The following is a 19276-nucleotide window of genomic DNA, read 5'->3' on the forward strand; positions in this document are numbered from 1 at the left end:
GTGGACGTCGGTGAACAGTCTACCCGGGCGCAACCGCGGTTCTGCCCGGAAGTGTTGGGGCTCAGGAGCGAGCGGCGACCTCATGGTCGATGCGGGCCGACCAGTACACTGCCGCCGCCCACAGGGCGAGGAACAGAGCACCGACGAAGAACATCGAGCTGAGCACGAATCCGGAGGCCAGCAGCAGCACCTGGACGATCCAGCCGAGGATCACACCGGGTCGTTTCTCACCGATGCGACGCGGCAGCAGGATCACCGCGACGACCGCGAACACGGCGATGATCGACGCTCCGATGAGCAGCTGTCCCAGAGTCAGGGTCTGCGCCGACTTCACGGACAGACCGAAGGTCGTGAGCACGGCGAAGTAGACGACGAGGAGCTCGCAGATGAGGATCGACCCGCACAGGACGGGATACTTGGATTTCACAGATCATCTCCCCTGCCCAGCAGCAGCCGGGCCTCGGCGACGGTGTAGAGCGACCCGGTGACGACGATGCCGGGGCTCTTCGCGTCGACGCCGTTGGCCAAGTCGATGGCCTTCATCAGCGCGGCGTTGAGGTCGGAGGCGACGAAGACGTCGTCCTCATCGACCCATTCGCGGGCCGCCTCGGCGAGGTCTTCGGCCGGCAGTGCACGGGCGCTGAGCGTCTCGCTGACGACGAACACGTCCGCGCTGCGGTGAAGCTCTTCGAGCACCCCGTCGATGTCCTTGTCCTCAAGCATTGCGAGCACCATGACCACGTAGTCGAAGTCGAACGCCTCGGCGAGGGTGTCGGCGAGGACATGGGCGGCATCGGGATTGTGTGCCCCGTCGACGACGACGCTGGGCCCGGTGCGGACGAGTTCGGCGCGCCCCGGCGAGGTCACCCTCGCCAAGCCCTCGGCCACGGTCTCCAGGTCCAAGGGCTTGTCGTCGGCACCGAGGAACGCTTCGACGGCGACGAGCGCGACGGCGGCATTGTGCGCCTGGTGGACACCGTGCAGCGGTACGAAGACATCCGAGTAGACGTCCCGTCGGCCCTGCACGGTGATGAGCTGTCCGTCGACGGCACGCTGCCGGTCGAGGAGGCGGAAGTCCCTGTCCTCGGTCACCAGCGGGACCTCACGACGGGCTGCTTCGGCATCGAGCACGACCTGCGCGGTTTCGTCCTGAACTGCGCTGACGGCGACCGGGGTCGGTGCCGGGCTCGGCTCGACAGTGCGGTCGAGGATGCCCGACTTCGTGGTGGCGATCTCCTCGATCGAGTCGCCGAGGAATGCCTGATGGTCGAGTCCGATCTTTGTGAACACGCACACCTGAGCGTCGGCGACGTTCGTCGAATCCCACTGCCCGCCCATGCCGACCTCGGTGATGACGACATCGACGGGCGCATCGGCGAACACGGCGAAGGCGAGCACGGTCAGCGCCTCGAAGTAGGTGAGCTTCGCGCGGCCTTCGGCCTCGAGCTGGGCGTCGACGATCTCGAGGTAGGGGGCGATCTCATCGAAGATCCGCACGAATGTCTCCGCCGACACGGGCGCGCCGTCGACGGAGATCCGCTCGGTCACCGAATGCAGGTGCGGGCTTGTGAACCGGCCGACCCGCAGTTCGTGCGCGGTGATGAGCGAGTCGATCATCCGTGCCGTGGATGTCTTCCCGTTCGTGCCCGTCACCGTGATCGTCGGGGCGGCGGTGTGGATATCGCCGAGGAGCTCACAGGCCCGCGACGTCGCGTCGAGACGCAGTTCGACCTGGGTCTCTCCCGCTCGAGCGAGCAGCAGGGCGTAGACCCGAGCGAGTTCGGCCCGGGAGGCTTCCTGGGCCTGCGGGTCGATCGCGGCCGCGGAGTCCTGACCGGGGCCCTGGGTGCTGTCGTTCCCGGTCGTGGTGTCCGCGACGCGGCTATCGTCGTTGCTCATACCGGGCTCACCGCCAGACGGGTGCCTTCCGGCAGCTCTTCGGGGGTGAAGACCTCACCGCGGTCGGCGGACTGGCCGAAGGTCAGCGAAGAGGCCAGGGTCTCTCCCGCGATGAGGCCCGAGTGGGGCTCGAGGGCGGCTGCCACTTCGGCGTTCGCTTCGATCGTCACGGCGATCCGGTCGGAGATGTGCAGGTCGAGCTGCTTGCGGATGCCCTGGATGGCGCGAACGGTGTCACGCGCCATGCCTTCGGCTTCGAGCTCCGGGGTGACCCGGGTGTCGAGGGCGATGAAGCCGGAGTCCAGTGCCGCGAGCTCCATGCCCTCGGTGCCGGATTCGGCCACCGAGTCCAAGGTGTATTCGCCTTCGACGAGTTCGATGCCGCCGCTGATGACGGTGCCGTCGGTGACCGACCAGTCGCCGGTCTTCGACGCCTTGATGACCTGCTGGACCTGCTTGCCCAGGCGCGGGCCCGCCGCCCGGGCGTTGACGACGAGGTTCTGCGACAGGGAGAACCCGGCCGCCTCCGCCTCGTCGACGTCGAGGACCGATACGGTGCGGACGTTGAGCTCATCGGCGATGATGTCGGTGAAGTCGCTGCCGAGCTCGGTGTCCGTGGCCACCGTCATCTGCGACAGCGGCAGCCGCACACGCAGATGGTGGGCCTTGCGCACCGAGGACGCGGTCGAGCAGATATCGCGAGTGAGATCCATCGCCGCCACCAGGTCGGCATCGGCGGGGAACGCCGCGGCGTCGGGGTAGTCGGCCAGGTGCACCGACCGTTCGCCGGTGAGTCCGCGGTAGATCTCTTCGACCGTGAACGGCAGCAGCGGGGCCGCGACCCGGCAGAAGGCTTCGAGGCAGGTGGAGAACACGTCGAAGGACTCGTGCGTGTCGACGCCGCCGTCCCAGAAACGGCGGCGCGATCGCCGCACGTACCAGTTCGTGAGCATATCGAGGTAGCTTCGCACGAGATCGCAGGCGGACCAGATGTCGAGTCCGTCCATCGCCTCGGCGAATTCGACGATGAGGTCATGGGTCTTGGCCAGCAGGTACCGGTCGAGGACCTGGGAGGAGTCGTATCGGGTCTGCGACTGATAGCCGGTCTGCCCCCCGTCGACCCCGTCGGCGGCATTGGAGTAGGTGGCGAAGAACTGCCAGGTGTTCCACAGCGGGAGCACGACCTGGCGGACTCCGTCGCGGATGCCCTGCTCGGTGACGACGAGGTTGCCGCCGCGCAGAATCGAGGAGGCCATGAGGAACCAGCGCATCGCGTCCGAGCCGTCGCGGTTGAAGACCTCGTTGACATCGGGGTAGTTGCGCAGCGACTTCGACATCTTCTGTCCGTCCGAGCCGAGGACGATGCCGTGGGAGATGCAGTTCGTGAACGCCGGACGGTCGAAGATTGCGGTGGCGAGCACGTGCAGCAGGTAGAACCAACCGCGGGTCTGGCCCACGTATTCGACGATGAAGTCTGCCGGGAAATGGTTGTCGAACCATTCGGAGTTCTCGAACGGGTAGTGCACCTGGGCATAGCTCATCGACCCGGAGTCGAACCAGACGTCGAAGATCTCAGGAATGCGGCGCATCACCGACTTGCCGGTCGGGTCGTCCGGGTTCGGACGGGTCAGGTCGTCGACCCACGGGCGGTGCAGGTCCACTTCGCCGGAGTCATTGACCGGAAGGCGTCCGAAGTCGGCTTCGATCTCGGCCAGAGAGCCGTAGACGTCGGTGCGAGGATAGGAGGGATCAGAGGAGATCCACACCGGGATGGGCGACCCCCAGAAGCGGTTGCGCGAGATCGACCAGTCGCGGGCGTTCTCCAGCCATTTGCCGAATTGGCCGTGCTTGACGTTCTCGGGCACCCAGGTGATCTGCTCGTTGAGTTCGACCATACGATCCTTGAACTCGGTGACGCGGACGAACCAAGACGACACCGCACGGTAGATCAGCGGGTTCCGGCAGCGCCAGCAGTGCGGGTACGAGTGCTCGTAGGACTCGTGACGGACCAGCAGAGCATGGCGCGATTCCATCGGGCCGGTGTGATTGCGCAGGTCCTTGATGATGGCCTTGTTCGCATCGAAGACCAGTTGGCCGGCGTAGTCGGCCACGGTCGATTCGAAACGACCGGCGTCGTCGACGGGGCGGGCGGCGGTGATGCCGTAGGAGTCGGTGAGCTCCTTGTCCTCTTCACCGAAAGCCGGCGACTGGTGGACGATGCCGGTGCCGTCTTCGACGGTGACGAAGTCCGCGGCGAGGATGGTGTGCATGTTCTCACCGAATTCCTCCTGGCGGCCCTCGAAGTACGGGAACGGAGGCTCGTAGGCGGCGCCGACGAGTTCGCTGCCGGCGAAGGTGCGCACGATCTGCGGGTCCTCACCGAGCTCTCGGGCGTACGCGCCCAGTCGCGCCTCGGCGAGGATGAGGGTTCTGCCCTGCAGCTCCTCGGCTCCGTCGGTGCCGGGGATCACTGCGACGAGCGGGATCTCGGGGTTGACGGCCACCGCCTGGTTCGACGGCACGGTCCACGGGGTCGTGGTCCAGATGAGGACCCACTCTTCGGAGTCCTTGAGTTTGTACCCGATCGTCACCGCCGGGTCCTGGCGCATCTTGTAGACATCGTCGTCCATGCGCAGCTCATGGTTCGACAGCGGTGTCTCGTCCTTCCAGCAGTACGGCAGGACCCGGTAGCCCTCGTAGACGAGGCCCTTGTCCCACAGCTGCTTGAACGCCCAGATGACGCTTTCCATGTAGTCGACGCCCAGCGTCTTGTAGTCGTTCTCGAAGTCGACCCAGCGTCCCTGTCGGGTGACATACTCCTCCCACTCCTTCGTGTACCGAAGGACGGAGGAGCGGCAGGCGTCGTTGAAGGCGGCCAGCCCCATCCGGCCGATCTCGGACTTGTCCGTGATTCCCAGCTGGCGTTCTGCCTCGAGCTCGGCGGGCAGGCCGTGGGTGTCCCAACCGAAGCGACGCTCGACCTTCTTCCCGCGCATCGTCTGGAAGCGCGGGACCACGTCCTTGACGTAGCCGGTGAGCAGGTGACCGTAGTGGGGCAGACCATTGGCGAAGGGTGGACCGTCGTAGAAGACGAACTCATTCTCACCGTTGACGCCGGCATCCCGCTGTTCGATCGACGCTTTGAATGTGTCGTCCTCCTGCCAATAGCGGAGCACAGCGTCTTCGATCTCCGGAAAGTTCGGAGAGGTGGAGAGGCCGAAGGTCGAAGTCGATACCTTGGGGTAGAGAGGCTGAGTCATGAGCGTCCTTCTGGGTCACTGCGGTCACTGACACGAGGACGACAGTCTGCCGCGGTACCACCTCGCTTATCCGCAGTCGGTCCCGATGGGGCCGGGCCGCGGATCGCTCATTGTCAGGACTGTGACGGATCCACCCGTCCGGTTCTACTGAGATCCCCGCGATGGCTCGCAGGGTCCGTTCTTCCGGATGCTCCCCGGTGATGGCCGGATCAACGCACATCCCATCGTATACCCCATGGCCGCGCCCGGAAACTTCGCTTCGGCGCAGCCAAGGGGTGATGATCACAGCCCCTTGTGCCTGGCCACCTTGTACTGCTCGGCCTGCGCGATGGGACGAATGACCATGAGATCGACGTTGAAGTGATGCGGACGGGTGAGCGCGTAGACCACCGCGTCGGCGACATCCTCGGCGGTCAGCGGATTCTCGACGCCTTCGTAGACCTTCGCCGCACCCTCCTCGTCTCCCCCGAGCCGTTTGACGCTGAACTCCTCGGTCGCGACCATGCCCGGAGCGATCTCGATGACCCGCACCGGCTGGCCGAGCAGCTCGAGTCGCAGGGTGGCCGCAATCGTATGCGAGCCGTGCTTCGTCGCCACATAGCCGCCGCCCTTCTCATACGCCTGGTGCCCGGCGGTCGAGGACATCACGGCGATGTCTCCGCGACCGGAGTCGATGAGCCCGGGCAGGAGTGCTTTGACGACGCGGAGGACACCGAGGACGTTGATGTCGAACATCTTCTTCCAGCCCTCGACATCGGAGTCGGCGATGGTGTCGACGCCGAATGCGGCTCCGGCATTCGCGACGAGCGAGTGCACGGCTCCACCGGCGAGCACCTCGGCGGCCATGGACTCGACGGCGGCGTCATCGGTGAGGTCGGCGACGATGTAGCTGGCTCCGGTCTCCTCGGCGAGAGCCTTGAGCTTGTCCTCACGGCGGGCCACGGCGACAACATCCCAGCCCTGGTCGCGCAGCTGCCGAACGGTGGCGGCGCCGATGCCCGAGCTCGCGCCCGTCACCACTGCTCTCAGTGTTTCCATCTCCGTACTCCCTGGTCTCGGTTCCGGTGATCGTGGGCACGATCACCTGTTTCGAGCCCAGTCTACGGACTCTCCGGCTCCAGCGGGTCGGGATCCGAGGCGTGCGGGGACAACGGCTCAACCGATGCCCCCGCTTGGCCCGGCGGCTGAGGATGTTCGTGTGCGCCTTCGGCCTTCGACTCACGCTGCTCCTTCGCTGTGGGCCGCGAGTGCGGGTTGCGTGGCCCGCCCTCGCCGAAGACCGCGCGGACTCCGGGGATCTTCACGGCCAACCAGGTGACGGCGGCGCAGATCACGGTGTAGGCAAGCGGCATGACGAAGGCGTGCAGCAGGACTCCGGCAACAGTCGTCGGCAGTCCCATCTCATTGCGCACCGGGTAGAGGACGAGCGGGTGGAGGAGGAAGACGCCGAAGGAATACGGGTAGAACCAGTGGAGGAAGCCGAAACCGGTGCGCAGGTGGTGGTGGAAGAGCAGATAGGCCGACAGCGAGGCGATGACGACGCCCGGAGACAGGTACTCGTAGGGAAACATCCACGGTTTCTCGCCCGAGCCGAAGCCTGCCCACAGAGCGGTCACGGCGATCGATCCGATGAGGCTGACCCAGGCGAGCACGACGGCCCTTCTGCTCAGCACGATGTCGCGCAGCACCCAGCCGAGGATGTAGAAGCCGGCCATGGGCAGGAAGCGGGTGGCGATATTGGCCTCGCCGACGTCGAAGATCATCGACACCCACTGGTCGAGCATGCCGATGCCCAGGAAGATCAGGCCCGTGCCCCATTGCAGGCGGCGGGAGCCGTGGACGCTGAGGAGACGGAAGAACGGGGTGAGCAGGGTCAGGCCCGCGAGGACGTAGAGGAAGTAGAGCTGAACGAACGGCGAACCGGTGAGGATGGCGATCCCCGGGCTCCAGCTCTCATCGTCAGGCTGGAGATAGTAACGGCGGAACAGAACGTAGACGGCCGTCCAGAACACGAGCGGGATGCCGATGCGCCACACACGCTTGCTGAGGAACTTCCGAGGTTTGCTCCCACGCACGGGGTCGAGCGCCAAGGCACCGGAGATCATGATGAACACCGGCACCGACCACCGGCAGGCGGAGTCGATGAGATTGGCCAGCCACCAGTCGGGGCCCATGTCCGCGAAATTCTGTTCGACCACGGTGCCCAGGGAGTGGATGGCGACGACGGCGACGATCGCGATCGCCCGAGCCGGGTTCATCCACGCCGTCGAGGTGGCAGGCGGATTCTCTGTCGGAATTCTGTCCAAGGGCGCCATGCGTCCATATTCTCATTGACCGCCGCGCTCGCGTCTCAACTCGCATTCAGAGTATGAGCCCTGGCGCTCCTCCTCCGTCCTGACGAACGGCTTCCCGGTCTTCCGGGCCACCTCCTCGGTGCGGTTCCTTGGGGGCGTGCAGCCGCCTCGGCGAACGGTTTCGACACGGTCGGCGAATTTCGCCTGTGTTCCGGCGCGGCCGGGGCGGGAACCGGTTTGGCCAGAAGCGAACCGGGTGAGAAAATCAGCAATTATGAACACACCTGCCTTTTCGGACTCGACGCACGAGTCAGTGAACCTGCCTGACAAGCCCGCCCTTGAGGGGCTGCGGGACAAATGGGACGCCGCGTGGAGCGAGCAGAACGTCTACGCCTTCGACGTCGAGACCGATCGTGAGCAGGTCTACTCGATCGACACTCCCCCGCCCACGGCTTCGGGGTCCCTGCACGTCGGGCACGTGTTCTCCTACACGCAGACCGACATCATCGCCCGCTACCAGCGCATGACCGGCAAGAATGTGTTCTACCCGCTCGGCTGGGATGACAACGGACTGCCCACCGAACGCCGGGTGCAGAACTACTACGGAGTCACCTGCGACCCCAGCGAAAGCTACGACCCGAATTTCCAGCCGCCGGAGAAGGCGCCGAAGAATTCTCGTGACTTCGTGAAGATCTCACGCCAGAACTTCATCGAGCTGTGTGAGAAGCTCTCGGCCGAGGACGAGCACGTCTTCGAGGACCTGTTCCGGTCCACCGGCCTGTCCGTGGACTGGAAGTACACGTATCGCACGATCGACGACGACTCCCGCGCCGTGAGCCAGCGCGCCTTCCTCAAAGACCTCGAGGGCGGCCACGCCTATTCCCAGGACGCCCCGACGATGTGGGATGTGACCTTCGGAACCGCCGTGGCCCAGGCCGAGCTCGAAGACCGGGAGAAGGACGGCGCCTACCACAAGGTGAAGTTCTTCCCCGAAGGTGCCGATGGACTCGCCGACACCTCGGCCGAACCGATCATCATCCTCACCTCCCGCCCCGAGCTCATCCCGGCCGTCGTCGCCCTCGTCGCTCACCCCGATGACGAACGCTACGCCTCCCTGTTCGGCACGAACGTCGTCTCACCCCTCTTCGGCGTCAGCGTCGAGGTGCGTGCCCATGAGCTCGCGAAGTCCGACAAGGGAACCGGCATCGCCATGGTCTGCACCTTCGGCGACCTCACCGACGTCACCTGGTGGCGTGAACTCGATCTGCCCACACGTGCGGTGATCAACCGCGGCGGCCGCCTCAACCTCGAGGTTCCCGAGTGGATCGCGTCCTCGCCGAAGTCCGATGCCGTGGCCAACTACGAAGCTCTGGCGGGCAAGACGACGTTCTCCGCACGCAAAGAGATCGCGCAGATGCTCATCGATTCCGGTGATCTCATCGGAGAGATCGAACCGATCACGCACCCGGTTCCGTTCTATGAGAAGGGCGACAAGCCGCTCGAGGTCGTCACCAGCCGCCAGTGGTACATCCGCAACGGCGGTCGCTCCGCCGAACTGCGCGATGCGCTCATCGCCCGCGGACGCGAGATCGAATGGCACCCGACGTTCATGCGCTCACGCTATGAGAACTGGGTGGAGAATCTGCACGGCGATTGGCTGGTCTCTCGTCAGCGCTACTTCGGTGTGCCGATTCCGCTGTGGTACCGCCTCGATGCCGATGGGCAGCCCGACTACGAGGATCCGATCGTTCCCGAATCGCTTCCCGTCGATCCCATCGCCGAGGTGCCCGCCGGCTTCACCGATGACCAGCGTGACGTACCCGGCGGGTTCACCGCCGATCCCGATGTCCTCGATACCTGGGCGACGTCGTCGCTGACTCCGCAGCTGCTCGGCGGCTGGTCACGCGACGAGGAGTTCTTCGGCAAAGTCTTCCCCTTCGACCTGCGCCCCCAGGGACACGACATCATCCGCACGTGGCTGTTCTCCACCGTGGTGCGCGCGAATTCGCTCAATGATGCGGCTCCGTGGAAGCACGCGGGACTCTCGGGCTGGATCCTCGATCCGGACCGGAAGAAGATGTCGAAATCGAAGGGCAACGTCGTCGTGCCCTCGGACATCCTCGGCGAGGCCAAGCCCGGGTTCGGCCCCGATGCGGTGCGATATTGGGCTGCGAGTGCGAAGCTCGGTGCCGATACCGCCTATGACGTCACTCAGATGCAGATCGGGCGCCGTCTGGCCATGAAGCTGCTCAACGCCTCGAAGTTCGCACTGGCGCAGGGCGTGCACTCCGGTCTCATCGGTGCGCTCGGTGCGGTCACCCACGATCTCGACCGTGCACTGCTCACGCGGCTGTCCGCGGTCGTCGACCAGGCCGGAGCGCATATGGCCGACTACGACTACGCCCATGCTCTGCGTGTGGCCGAGAGCTTCTTCTGGGAGTTCACCGACGATTACGTCGAGCTCGTCAAGGATCGTTCATACGGTTCGACAGGCGAGGACGATCAGCTGTCTGCCCATGTCACGCTCGCCACAGCGCTCGATGTGCTGCTGCGCCTGTTCGCTCCATTCATGCCCTTCGTGACCGAAGAGGTCTGGTCCTGGTGGCGCACCGGTTCGATCCACCGTGCGCCGTGGCCGGCGGATGAGTCGCTGAGCCACCCGGAGTCGAGCGTGGATCCGGAGCTGTTGGCGTCGGTGGCTGCGGCCCTGACCGAGATCCGCCGCACGAAGACCGAAGCGAAGGTCTCGCAGAAGACCGGCGTCGCCTCGGTGACGATCCAGGCACCGGCTGCAGTCGTCGCTGCGATCAAGTCCGCCGAAGGCGATCTCAAGGCCGCCGGCCGCGTCGAATCGCTGACCACCGTCGAAGCCGGCGAGGAGATCAGCGTCGACGAGATCACCTTCGTCGACCAAGCCTGACCGGAGAGCTCTTGCCCGGTCCGCAGCATCGGACCCCATGGCACCCACCACGACGTCTCATCGCCGGCGGCGGATGCCATGGGGTTTCTTCGACTCTTCCGACGACAGCCCCGGGATGCGGCCGAGACTGCGCGGGCCCCTGTTTCTGTCACGGCGGAGCATCTCGAGTGTTCCCGAATGGGCACACGGCTGGCCGGGGACGACGTCCTCGCCCACGTACTATGGTTTCGACACCATAACCAGTCAGGACCTCCTGCCTGAAGAAAGGCCCACGGAACGTGAGAAGCGAACTCTTTTCCCAGCGCAATGCCGAGATCCAGAATCAGGATCGCTGGACCCTCCAGTCGAAGAAGATGCTGCGCACGGTGGTCACGCCGAACGCACCGATGATCGCCACCAAGGGCGCCATGGTCGCCTACCAGGGCGACGTCCGCTTCGCCCACCAGGGCTCGAAGTCGGTCGGGCAGTTCATGAAGAAGGCAGCCACCGGCGAGGGCGGCAATGTCATGCGCGTCGAAGGTCACGGCGAAGTGTTCTTCGCCCGCGAAGCGTCGAACATCTTCATGATGGCTCTCGAAGGGCCCCAGGACGCTCTGACCGTCAACACCTCGAACCTGCTGGCCTTCGACGACGCGCTCAACTGGGAGATCAAGCGCATCAAGGGCGGTGTCGGTGCCATGGTCAGCGGCTCGGGACTGTTCAACCTCGAACTCGCCGGGCAGGGTACCGCGGCCATCTGCTGCAAGGGAGATCCGATGGTTCTCGACTGCTCGCAGCAGCCGACCTTCGTCGACCCGCAGGCCGCAGTGTGCTGGTCCTCGGCTCTGGCGCCACAGATCAAGACCGATGTCAGCGTCGGCACGTTCTTCGGCCGCGGCTCCGGCGAATCCGTGCAGCTGGCCTTCCACGGACCCGGCTTCGTCGTCGTCCAGCCCGCGGAGAATGCCGTCTATTCGGCGACTTCCAACTGACCCGGCCGCACTGATCCGCGCGGCAGTCTCTTGCCGCGCGGCAGTTGCGAGCACCATCCCCCACCAGCAGCTTCACACCACCCCGGTGCACCAGTGGGTGCTGCCGCCGACGGTGACTGATGCCGAAACTATCGGTGCAGACAGTCGGGTGCGCGAGGACGTACGGGCTGCGGTGCGCAGTGCGGAAACCGGTGAGGGCTGCGGGCGCGCGGTTCTGCCCGGCGCAGCGGCGTCGGTGAGTCAGTCGACGGTGACGGAGTGCTCGGAGTCGCCGCGGTCGACCCGGTATCTCCTGAAGGCTGGGAAGATGAAAGCGCAGGCGAGCACGAGCACGATGACAGCGATGCCGCCTCCGGCCGAGGCGACCGTCGTGTTCGTCACCGCGGCCGCCGAACCGTGGAGCAGATCGGCGACGCGCGGCCCTCCGGCGACCACGACGATGAAGACACCCTGCATCCGACCGCGCATGTCATCGGTCGCGGCCTCCTGAAGCATCGTGGACCTGAATGCGGAGGAGATGATGTCCGCTCCCCCGCCCACGGCCAGTGCGCTCAAGGCGACGACGAGTGCGACGAGCCAGAGATTCGACACGAGTTCGAGGCTGAGACCGAAGATCGTCATCGCCGAACCCCACACGACGATCGCGATGATCACCGCCAGACCCTGCCGTTCGACGCGGGACACCCAGCCGGAGAAGATACCGGCCAAGGCGCTGCCGGCGGCCAAAGCGGCGAAGAGCAGCGAGAAGACGATGCCGCCTTCGTCAGGTCCGTCGAAGGTCTCGGTGGCGATCTGCGGAAACAGAGCCCGAGGCATTCCGAAGACCATGGCGATGACATCGACGAGCAGAGACACCATGACGACGGTGTTCGTCTTGAGATACCGGAATCCGTCGATGATGCCTTTGAATCCCGAACGGGTATCGGGCTGCTTCTTCGGCGGGAGGGACGGGAGTCTGACGACGGCGTAGAGGGTCGCGAAGAGGAACACCGCGTCGAGGACATACAGCAGCTGATACCCGAAGAGCGGGATGAGGGCTCCGCCGATGACCGGACCGATGACCGCGCCCAAGGTCATCACCGTCATGTTCAGCGAGTTCGCGGCGGGCAGCAGTCTCAGCGGCACGATCGTCGGCAGCAGCGCCCCTTTTGCGGGTTGGTTGAGACCGAAGAATGCCTGCTGCAGGGAGAATGTGCACAGCAGCAGCCACACGTTCTCCAATCCCAGAAGAGCCCAGAGCGCCAGCAGCGCGCTGGTGACGATGAGGCCGATCGTCGAGATGACGAGAAGTCTGCGGCGATCGACGACATCAGCCAGTGAACCGCCCCACAGTCCGAAGACGACGAGTGGAACGAAGCCGAAGGCTCCGGCCAGTCCGACATACGCCGAGGACCCGGTGATGTGGAAGATCTGTGCAGGAATGGCCACGACCGTCATCTGCGCACCGATGACGGTGACGATATTGGCCAACCACAGCCGCCTAAAAGCGGCGTACTTCAGCGGTCGGGTATCAGCGAAGAGCCTCATGTGTCAGAGGCTCAGGCAGATTTCTTGTTCGTCCTGTTCCGCGACTTCGGCACGAGCGTCGGTGCGACATTGCTGTCGACGACCTCCTTGGTCACGACCACCTCGGCGATGTCCTCTCGCGAGGGCACATCGAACATGACAGGCTGCAGGACCTCTTCCAAAATCGACCGCAGTCCGCGAGCACCCGTGCCGCGCAGCAGCGCGAGATCGGCGATGGACTCGAGGGCGTCGGTTTCGAAGGTCAGCGAGACATTGTCGAACTCGAACATGCGCTGATACTGCTTGACCAGGGCGTTCTTCGGTTCGGTGAGGATCGACATGAGCGCCGCGCGATCGAGGTTGGACACCGTGGCCAGCACGGGCAGGCGGCCGATGAACTCGGGAATGAGGCCGAACTTGAGCAGATCTTCGGGCAGGATGTCGGCGTAGAGGTCCTCTTCGTCGTTCTTCGACTGCAGCAGGGCTCCGAAGCCGATTCCGTGCTTGCCCTTGCGACCGGCGACGATCTCTTCCATCCCGGCGAATGCGCCGGCGACGATGAAGAGCACATTGGTCGTGTCGATCTGCAGGAAGTCCTGATGAGGGTGTTTGCGACCACCCTGCGGAGGCACCGAGGCCTGCGTGCCTTCGAGGATCTTCAGCAGTGCCTGCTGCACCCCTTCACCGGAGACGTCTCGGGTGATCGACGGGTTCTCCGACTTGCGGGCGATCTTATCGATCTCGTCGATGTAGATGATGCCGTGTTCGGCGCGTTGGATGTCGAAGTCGGCGGCCTGGATGAGCTTGAGCAGGATGTTCTCGACGTCTTCGCCGACATAGCCGGCCTCGGTCAGCGCGGTGGCATCGGCGACGGCGAAGGGCACGTTCAGGCGCCTCGCCAGTGACTGCGCCAGATAGGTCTTACCGGACCCGGTGGGACCGACGAGGAGGATGTTCGACTTCGCGATCTCCACTTCGTTCTCGCCGCCGAGTGTCTTCGTGTCCTCACCGGACTGCAGGGAGCGGATACGCTTGTAATGGTTGTAGACGGCCACGGACAGAGCCTTCTTCGCCGGTTCCTGACCGACGACGTACTCCTGCAGGAAGTCGAAGATCTCACGCGGCTTGGGCAGCTCGAGTTCCGCCTGATCAGGAGTGGATTCGCTGAGTTCCTCTTCGATGATCTCGTTGCAGAGCCCGATGCATTCATCGCAGATGTAAACACCAGGTCCGGCGATGAGTTTCCGAACCTGCTTCTGGGACTTCCCACAGAAGTTGCATTTGAGCAGGTCTGCTCCGTCCGCACTGCGAGCCACTGTCACAACCTTTCGCCAGGACGCTTGGCCCCAACTCTACCGCTCGTGTTTCCTGTACCTCAATAGCTTCCCATACGTGGCTGACGCGAGCCGCCAGCAACGTCATTCGGTGTGTCGGCCGGCGAAGCCGAAAACGGGCCCGCACGGTCATCGCCGTACGGGCCCGTTGACACCGGAATCGTTCGGTCCCCGAAGGGCTCAGCTCGCGTTCTTGCGCGAGGAGAGCACCTGATCGACGAGGCCGTAGTCCTTGGCCTGCTCGGCCGTGAGGAAGAGGTCGCGTTCGATGTCGTTCGAGACCTGCGAGGCTTCCTTGTTCGAGTGCTTGGCCAGAGTCCCCTCGAGCCATTCGCGCATCCGCAGCACTTCAGCGGCCTGGATCTCCAGGTCGGACGCCTGGCCCTGCCCCTGCCCCTGCATGGCCGGCTGGTGGATGAGCACACGCGCGTTCGGCAGGGCCAGTCGCTTGCCGGGAGAACCGGCGGCGAGCAGCACGGCGGCGGCCGAAGCGGCCTGGCCGAGGCAGACGGTCTGGATCTCCGGCTTGATGTACTGCATCGTGTCGTAGATCGCTGTCATCGCGGTGAACGAACCACCGGGCGAGTTGATGTAGAGGGTGATGTCCCGGTCGGGATCCTGCGACTCGAGGACGAGCAGCTGAGCCATGACATCGTCGGCGCTGGTGTCATCGACCTGCGCACCGAGGAAGACGACACGGTCGTCGAAGAGCTTCGTGTACGGATCCTGGCGTTTGAAGCCGTAAGGGGTGCGCTCCTCGAACTGCGGCATGACGTAACGTGACTGCGGCATGTTCGACGCCGTCGAACCCGGCATAAAGTTCATTGAATTCATTCTTCCCTCACTCCTGCTCAGTTGTTCTCGACGTCGGACGCGCGGGTGACCATCTTGTCGATGAAGCCGTACTCGAGGGCCTCCTCGGCGGTGAACCAGTGGTCGCGATCATTGTCCTTGAGGATCTGCTCGAGCGACTTTCCGGTCTGCTCGGCAGTCAGTTCGGCCATCTGCTTCTTCATGTGCAGGATGAGCTCGGCCTGGATCTTGATATCGGTGGCGGTGCCGCCGATTCCGCCGAGCGGCTGGTGCATGAGGATGCGAGCGTGCGGGGTCGCGAAGCGCTTGCCCGGGGTTCCCGAGGACAGCAGGAACTGTCCCATGGAGGCGGCCATGCCCATCGCCACGGTCGACACGTCGGGCTTGATGTACTGCATGGTGTCGTAGATGGCCATGCCGGCAGTGACCGAGCCGCCGGGTGAGTTGATGTAGAGCGAGATATCGGCGTCCGGGTCCTCAGCGGCCAACAGCATCATCTGCGCACAGATCGCGTTGGCGTTGTCGTCGCGCACCTCTGAACCGAGCCAGATGATGCGCTCCTTGAGAAGACGATTGAAGATATGGTCGTCCAGGCCCATTCCCCCACCGGCGTCGAGGCCGACGGGAGCTGTCATGTCGTGTGCGCTCACGTTTCACTCCTGTGTTCTGTGGATGGCTTGTTATGGACTCTAACCTCTGACCACCGGGTTTTAGTCCGCGGCGAGGCCTGTGTTCGCCCTCAGCGTGATCGTCGAGTCCGGATACGGCGAGACGGTGGGGTCGGATGATCATCCGACCCCACCGTCTCATCGGGAATCCACCGCCGAGGCGGCCGTTCCTCAGTTCTCTTCGGCGGCCTCTGCGGGTGCCTCGTCAGCGGCCTCCTCGGCCTCAGCCTCGGCTCCTTCTTCGTCGTCTCCGGCGGAGGTGAAGGCCTCCATGTCGACGACGTTGCCGTCGGTGTCCTTCACGGTGGCACCGGCGAGGACGGCTGCCAGGGCCTTGCGGCGCGAGACCTCTCCGACCAGGGCGTTGACCTGTCCGGAGCTGTCGAGCATCTGGGCGAACTCATTCGGGTTCATCCCGTACTGCTGCGATGCGGAGATCAGGTACTCGATGAGTTCGGGCTGGCTGACTTCGACGTTCTCGGCCTCGGAGACGGCGTCGAGGATGAACTGGGTGCGCAGGTTGCGCTCGGTCTCCTCGGTGACCTCCTTGCGGTGCTCGTCATCGTCGACACGGTCCTCGGACTCGAGGTGACGCTCGACCTCGTCGGCGACGACCTTGGCCGGGACGGGGACCTCGAGGGTCTCGATGAGGTGTTCGAGCACCTTGTCGCGTGCCTGGACGCCCTGATCGGTCTCCTTCTGCTTGCCGGCCTGCTCGCGCAGATCCTCACGCAGTTCGGCGATCGTGTCGAATTCGCTGGCCAGCTGAGCGAAGTCATCATCGGCCTCGGGCAGTTCGCGTTCCTTCACAGCACCGAGGGTGATCTTCACGGTGCCCTGCTCGCCGGCGTGCTCGCCGCCGGCGAAAGTGGTCTCGAAGGTCGTGGTCTCACCGGCGGAGAGTCCGTCGAGGGCTTCGTCCATGCCTTCGAGCATCGTGCCGGCACCGACCTGGTAGGAGATGTCGGAGGCGGAGTCGATCTCTTCGTCGCCGATCGTGGCGATGAGGTCGAGGGTGACGAAGTCGTCCTTGGCGGCCGGGCGGTCGACGGAGACGAGGGTTCCGAAGCGGGTGCGCAGCTGCTCGAGCTCGGCATCGACATCGGCATCGGTGACCTCGATGGGATCGACCTCGATGGCGATGGAGTCGTAGGCAGGCAGTTCGATCTCGGGGCGGACGTCGACCTCGACGGTGAAGTTGAGGTCACCGTCTTCGGTGCCGTCGAGTCCGGGGACCTCGGAGATCTCAACCTCGGGCTGACCCATCGGCTTGAGCTCGTTCTCTTCCACGGCGCTGCGGTAGAAGTCATCGAGGCCGTTGTTGATGGCCTCCTGAATGACTGCCGGACGACCGATCCGCTGATCGATGATGCGCGCGGGGACCTTTCCCTTGCGGAAGCCGGGAACGGTGACCTGAGCACCGATAGTCGTGTATGCCTCGTCGACACTCGGTTTGAGTTCGGCGTAAGGGACTTCCACGCTGATCTTGACCCGGGTGGGGTCGAGTTGCTCGACGGAGCTCTTCACAGTGCGACCTTTCAATTTCGACAGTCATGCATTTGCGGCCATCAACCGACCTGACCGGCTCAGCTCGTGGTCGTTGTCGACCATCTCGCAGCCTGATCGGCCAACCCGTGACCTTAAGGGGGAGCGAAAGTCCACGAATGTTTCGCGCACGTCCGCAAGACGCAATCACCCATATTACGCGAAACCCCTCTCGATACGCGAAACCGGCGCTATTTCATGGGGCGGCCTATCCGCGCCGAACGTAGAGCTCGTCGAAGGTGATGATGACATTGGCTGCCGTCCATGCCAGCGGCGCCACCGAGACCGGTTGCCCGTCGGCACTGATCTTCTCCGGCAGGGAACCCGCGAAGGTACGATGCTCGGCCAGCCAATCGAGGATCGCCTCGGCCCGACCGCGCTGCCCCAGACGCGCGAATCCCAGCGCCATGAGCGAGGTCGATGGGCTCCAGCTGGAGCGGTCGATGATCCATCCGTGACCCGGCTTGATGCCGCCGCCCGGCTGCTCGAGACGGTCCCATACGGTCACGAGGGCTTCGGCTTCGATCGCGTAGATGCGGGCGCCGGAACCGTCGGTGGGGACGAGCCCGGCGGCGGGCAGATAGGCAGCAGCCGAATCACACCCGCCCGAGGTCGGATAGCGCTGCAGCCCGTTGGCGCCGAAGGTGCGAGCGAAGGTCGCGGAATAGGCGTCGACGGCCGGCAGGACGTTCCCGACTCCCCCGCCGAGGCGGCCCCACAGTTCCGGATCCGCCGCGGTCAGCGCGGCCAACGAGTCCATTCCGATCAGAGTCGGGCCGGCCAGACCGAGGGTGACCTGTGATTCTCCGACCTCCCAATAGTCCGGGCCCACCGGCGGCAGATGCTGTCCGCGGGCGGTGTGGTCGAGCAGTCTCCGGGTGGTTCTTCGCAGCAGGTCGGCCAACTCGTCGAGGTCGAGTCGGACAGCGGCCCGTTCCGCCGCAGCAAGGACGTCGGCAACGGCCCAGAGCACCAGTCCGAGAGCGTCGAACTGCGATTCCCGGTCGTCCGGCGACATCCCAGTCTCGGGGACCACCCTGGCGGCGAATGACCCATCGACGGCCTGGATGCTCTGCAGGTAGAGCAGTTGGCTCCAGGCCTGTCTGACAGCGCCGACGCGGGCCAGAGCTACAGCGGCGAAGGCCGTGTCACGAGGCCAGATGTACCTCCACGGGCCGACCCAGCCGGCCACGGTGGCCGGCAGTCCGTCACTGAGCACCCACAGATCCAGCAGCGCCGAGGTCGCGAGGCCCCGCCGGGCTTCGGGCACATGTTCCAACCATGCCGCCCTCTGAGTCAGGAATTCCCGCTGCCGCCGTGCAGGCGCCGCAACCGCGGCCCCGGGCACCACCCTCGACCCGTCGGGCAGACTCCGCGCCGCCTCGGCATCGAGGCCCTCTCTGCGTCCCGACCGCGTGTAGGCCACGGTCACCGAACGGACGGGATCGGGTTGGGCCGCCTCGGCGAGTTCCCGGGTCGCCGCCGTCGCCCCGAGCCCGATGAGGCCGAGACCGACCCCTCCGGCGATCAGCCGTCGACGCGACAGCGCGAACCCGGCACGTTGACGGCGGGGCCGGGCGGAGGACATGAGTGGGACTTCCTGCTGTGCGGAGCCGACACCGGACTGCGATGTCGCGGGGCGGCGATGACGGTATGGACGAATTCTACCCACACAGGCACGTGCGGGCATGAGAAAACCGGCCTGGCCCGAAGGCCAGACCGGTAGCTGGAGGGGATGACGGGAATCGAACCCGCACCATCAGTTTGGAAGACTGAGGCTCTACCATTGAGCTACATCCCCGCGGTGCGAGATCGACTATAGTCGAGTTCCTCTCCGCTCACCAAATCGAGGGTTCGTGAGCTGCACCACAGGCGCGGTCGTCGTGTGAACTGCATCGCATTACCGCGACTGGTCGATTCCGGCGTGCATCTGGGTCCTGGCCTGTGGTTAGATGGGTGTCGTCGCGGGATGTGGCGCAGCTTGGTAGCGCATCTGTTTTGGGAACAGAGGGTCGCAGGTTCAAATCCTGTCATCCCGACGATCAGCAGCCGTTCGGACCAACCGG

The 19276-nt window shown here is 64.9% G+C and carries 13 protein-coding genes and 2 tRNA genes; 3 read left to right on the top strand and 12 right to left on the bottom strand.

The annotated features are described in order from the left end of the window. Positions 1–61: 61 nt before the first annotated feature. The 5 genes from ACSE4D_RS00340 to ACSE4D_RS00360 form a co-directional block, all read right to left on the bottom strand. Positions 62–427, bottom strand: coding sequence for a DUF4233 domain-containing protein (locus ACSE4D_RS00340; protein WP_135538564.1), 366 nt, complete (start codon positions 425–427; stop codon positions 62–64). Continuing rightward, positions 424–1899, bottom strand: a complete 1476-nt coding sequence (locus ACSE4D_RS00345) for a bifunctional folylpolyglutamate synthase/dihydrofolate synthase (RefSeq protein WP_436326401.1) — start codon at positions 1897–1899, stop codon at positions 424–426. The genes ACSE4D_RS00340 and ACSE4D_RS00345 overlap by 4 nt, the downstream gene beginning before the upstream one ends. Then, positions 1896–5159, bottom strand: a complete 3264-nt coding sequence (ileS, locus tag ACSE4D_RS00350; RefSeq protein WP_436326402.1) for an isoleucine--tRNA ligase — start codon at positions 5157–5159, stop codon at positions 1896–1898. Before ileS ends, ACSE4D_RS00345 begins: the two co-directional genes overlap by 4 nt. 282 nt (positions 5160–5441) lie before the next feature. Next, positions 5442–6197 (bottom strand): SDR family oxidoreductase, encoded by a 756-nt coding sequence (locus ACSE4D_RS00355; RefSeq protein ID WP_135538570.1) that lies wholly within the window; start codon positions 6195–6197, stop codon positions 5442–5444. A 62-nt stretch (positions 6198–6259) separates the two neighbouring features. Continuing rightward, a complete protein-coding gene (locus ACSE4D_RS00360) occupies positions 6260–7474 on the bottom strand; it encodes an acyltransferase (RefSeq protein WP_135538572.1) in 1215 nt (404 codons plus the stop codon). Between the two features lie 253 nt (positions 7475–7727). On the opposite strand from ACSE4D_RS00360, the gene valS reads away from it, so the two are divergent. Both valS and ACSE4D_RS00370 read left to right on the top strand, forming a co-directional pair. Next, positions 7728–10373: a valine--tRNA ligase gene (gene valS, locus ACSE4D_RS00365; RefSeq protein ID WP_436326403.1), complete on the top strand. Its 2646-nt coding sequence runs from the start codon at positions 7728–7730 to the stop codon at positions 10371–10373. A gap of 278 nt (positions 10374–10651) precedes the next feature. Further along, positions 10652–11344: an AIM24 family protein gene (locus ACSE4D_RS00370; RefSeq protein WP_436326404.1), complete on the top strand. Its 693-nt coding sequence runs from the start codon at positions 10652–10654 to the stop codon at positions 11342–11344. A gap of 240 nt (positions 11345–11584) precedes the next feature. On the opposite strand, the gene ACSE4D_RS00375 is transcribed toward ACSE4D_RS00370, so the two are convergent. The 7 genes from ACSE4D_RS00375 to ACSE4D_RS00405 form a co-directional block, all read right to left on the bottom strand. After that, complete coding sequence (locus ACSE4D_RS00375; RefSeq protein WP_425119520.1) at positions 11585–12871, bottom strand: MFS transporter; 1287 nt, start codon at positions 12869–12871, stop codon at positions 11585–11587. Between the two features lie 11 nt (positions 12872–12882). Continuing rightward, positions 12883–14166: an ATP-dependent Clp protease ATP-binding subunit ClpX gene (gene clpX, locus ACSE4D_RS00380; protein WP_135538579.1), complete on the bottom strand. Its 1284-nt coding sequence runs from the start codon at positions 14164–14166 to the stop codon at positions 12883–12885. 198 nt (positions 14167–14364) lie between these two features. Beyond that, positions 14365–15009: an ATP-dependent Clp protease proteolytic subunit gene (locus ACSE4D_RS00385; protein ID WP_135538581.1), complete on the bottom strand. Its 645-nt coding sequence runs from the start codon at positions 15007–15009 to the stop codon at positions 14365–14367. Positions 15010–15035: 26 nt separating this feature from the next. After that, entirely contained in the window at positions 15036–15632 is a 597-nt protein-coding gene (locus tag ACSE4D_RS00390; protein WP_135538843.1) for an ATP-dependent Clp protease proteolytic subunit, read from the bottom strand. Between the two features lie 204 nt (positions 15633–15836). After that, on the bottom strand, positions 15837–17192 hold the full coding sequence (gene tig, locus ACSE4D_RS00395) for a trigger factor (RefSeq protein ID WP_425119522.1): 1356 nt from the start codon (positions 17190–17192) through the stop codon (positions 15837–15839). Positions 17193–17418: 226 nt separating this feature from the next. Further along, complete coding sequence (locus ACSE4D_RS00400; protein ID WP_135538585.1) at positions 17419–18798, bottom strand: hypothetical protein; 1380 nt, start codon at positions 18796–18798, stop codon at positions 17419–17421. A gap of 139 nt (positions 18799–18937) precedes the next feature. Beyond that, positions 18938–19011: transfer RNA gene (locus tag ACSE4D_RS00405), tRNA-Gly, on the bottom strand. Between the two features lie 164 nt (positions 19012–19175). Here ACSE4D_RS00405 and ACSE4D_RS00410 point away from each other — a divergent pair. Continuing rightward, positions 19176–19249, top strand: a tRNA-Pro gene (locus ACSE4D_RS00410). The last annotated feature ends 27 nt before the right edge of the window (positions 19250–19276 follow it).

The sequence above is a fragment of the Brevibacterium sp. FAM 27836 genome (assembly GCF_051351055.1).
Classification (GTDB): domain Bacteria; phylum Actinomycetota; class Actinomycetes; order Actinomycetales; family Brevibacteriaceae; genus Brevibacterium.

What these genes read in the sequence shown, in the direction of transcription:
- ACSE4D_RS00345 (WP_436326401.1), bottom strand. Translation starts at nt 1,899, where the DNA reads ATGAGCAACGACGATAGCCGCGTCGCGGACACCACGACCGGGAACGAC.
- ileS (WP_436326402.1), bottom strand. Translation starts at nt 5,159, where the DNA reads ATGACTCAGCCTCTCTACCCCAAGGTATCGACTTCGACCTTCGGCCTC.
- ACSE4D_RS00355 (WP_135538570.1), bottom strand. Translation starts at nt 6,197, where the DNA reads ATGGAAACACTGAGAGCAGTGGTGACGGGCGCGAGCTCGGGCATCGGC.
- ACSE4D_RS00360 (WP_135538572.1), bottom strand. Translation starts at nt 7,474, where the DNA reads ATGGCGCCCTTGGACAGAATTCCGACAGAGAATCCGCCTGCCACCTCG.
- valS (WP_436326403.1), top strand. Translation starts at nt 7,728, where the DNA reads ATGAACACACCTGCCTTTTCGGACTCGACGCACGAGTCAGTGAACCTG.
- ACSE4D_RS00375 (WP_425119520.1), bottom strand. Translation starts at nt 12,871, where the DNA reads ATGAGGCTCTTCGCTGATACCCGACCGCTGAAGTACGCCGCTTTTAGG.
- ACSE4D_RS00385 (WP_135538581.1), bottom strand. Translation starts at nt 15,009, where the DNA reads ATGAACTTTATGCCGGGTTCGACGGCGTCGAACATGCCGCAGTCACGT.
- ACSE4D_RS00390 (WP_135538843.1), bottom strand. Translation starts at nt 15,632, where the DNA reads ATGACAGCTCCCGTCGGCCTCGACGCCGGTGGGGGAATGGGCCTGGAC.
- ACSE4D_RS00400 (WP_135538585.1), bottom strand. Translation starts at nt 18,798, where the DNA reads ATGTCCTCCGCCCGGCCCCGCCGTCAACGTGCCGGGTTCGCGCTGTCG.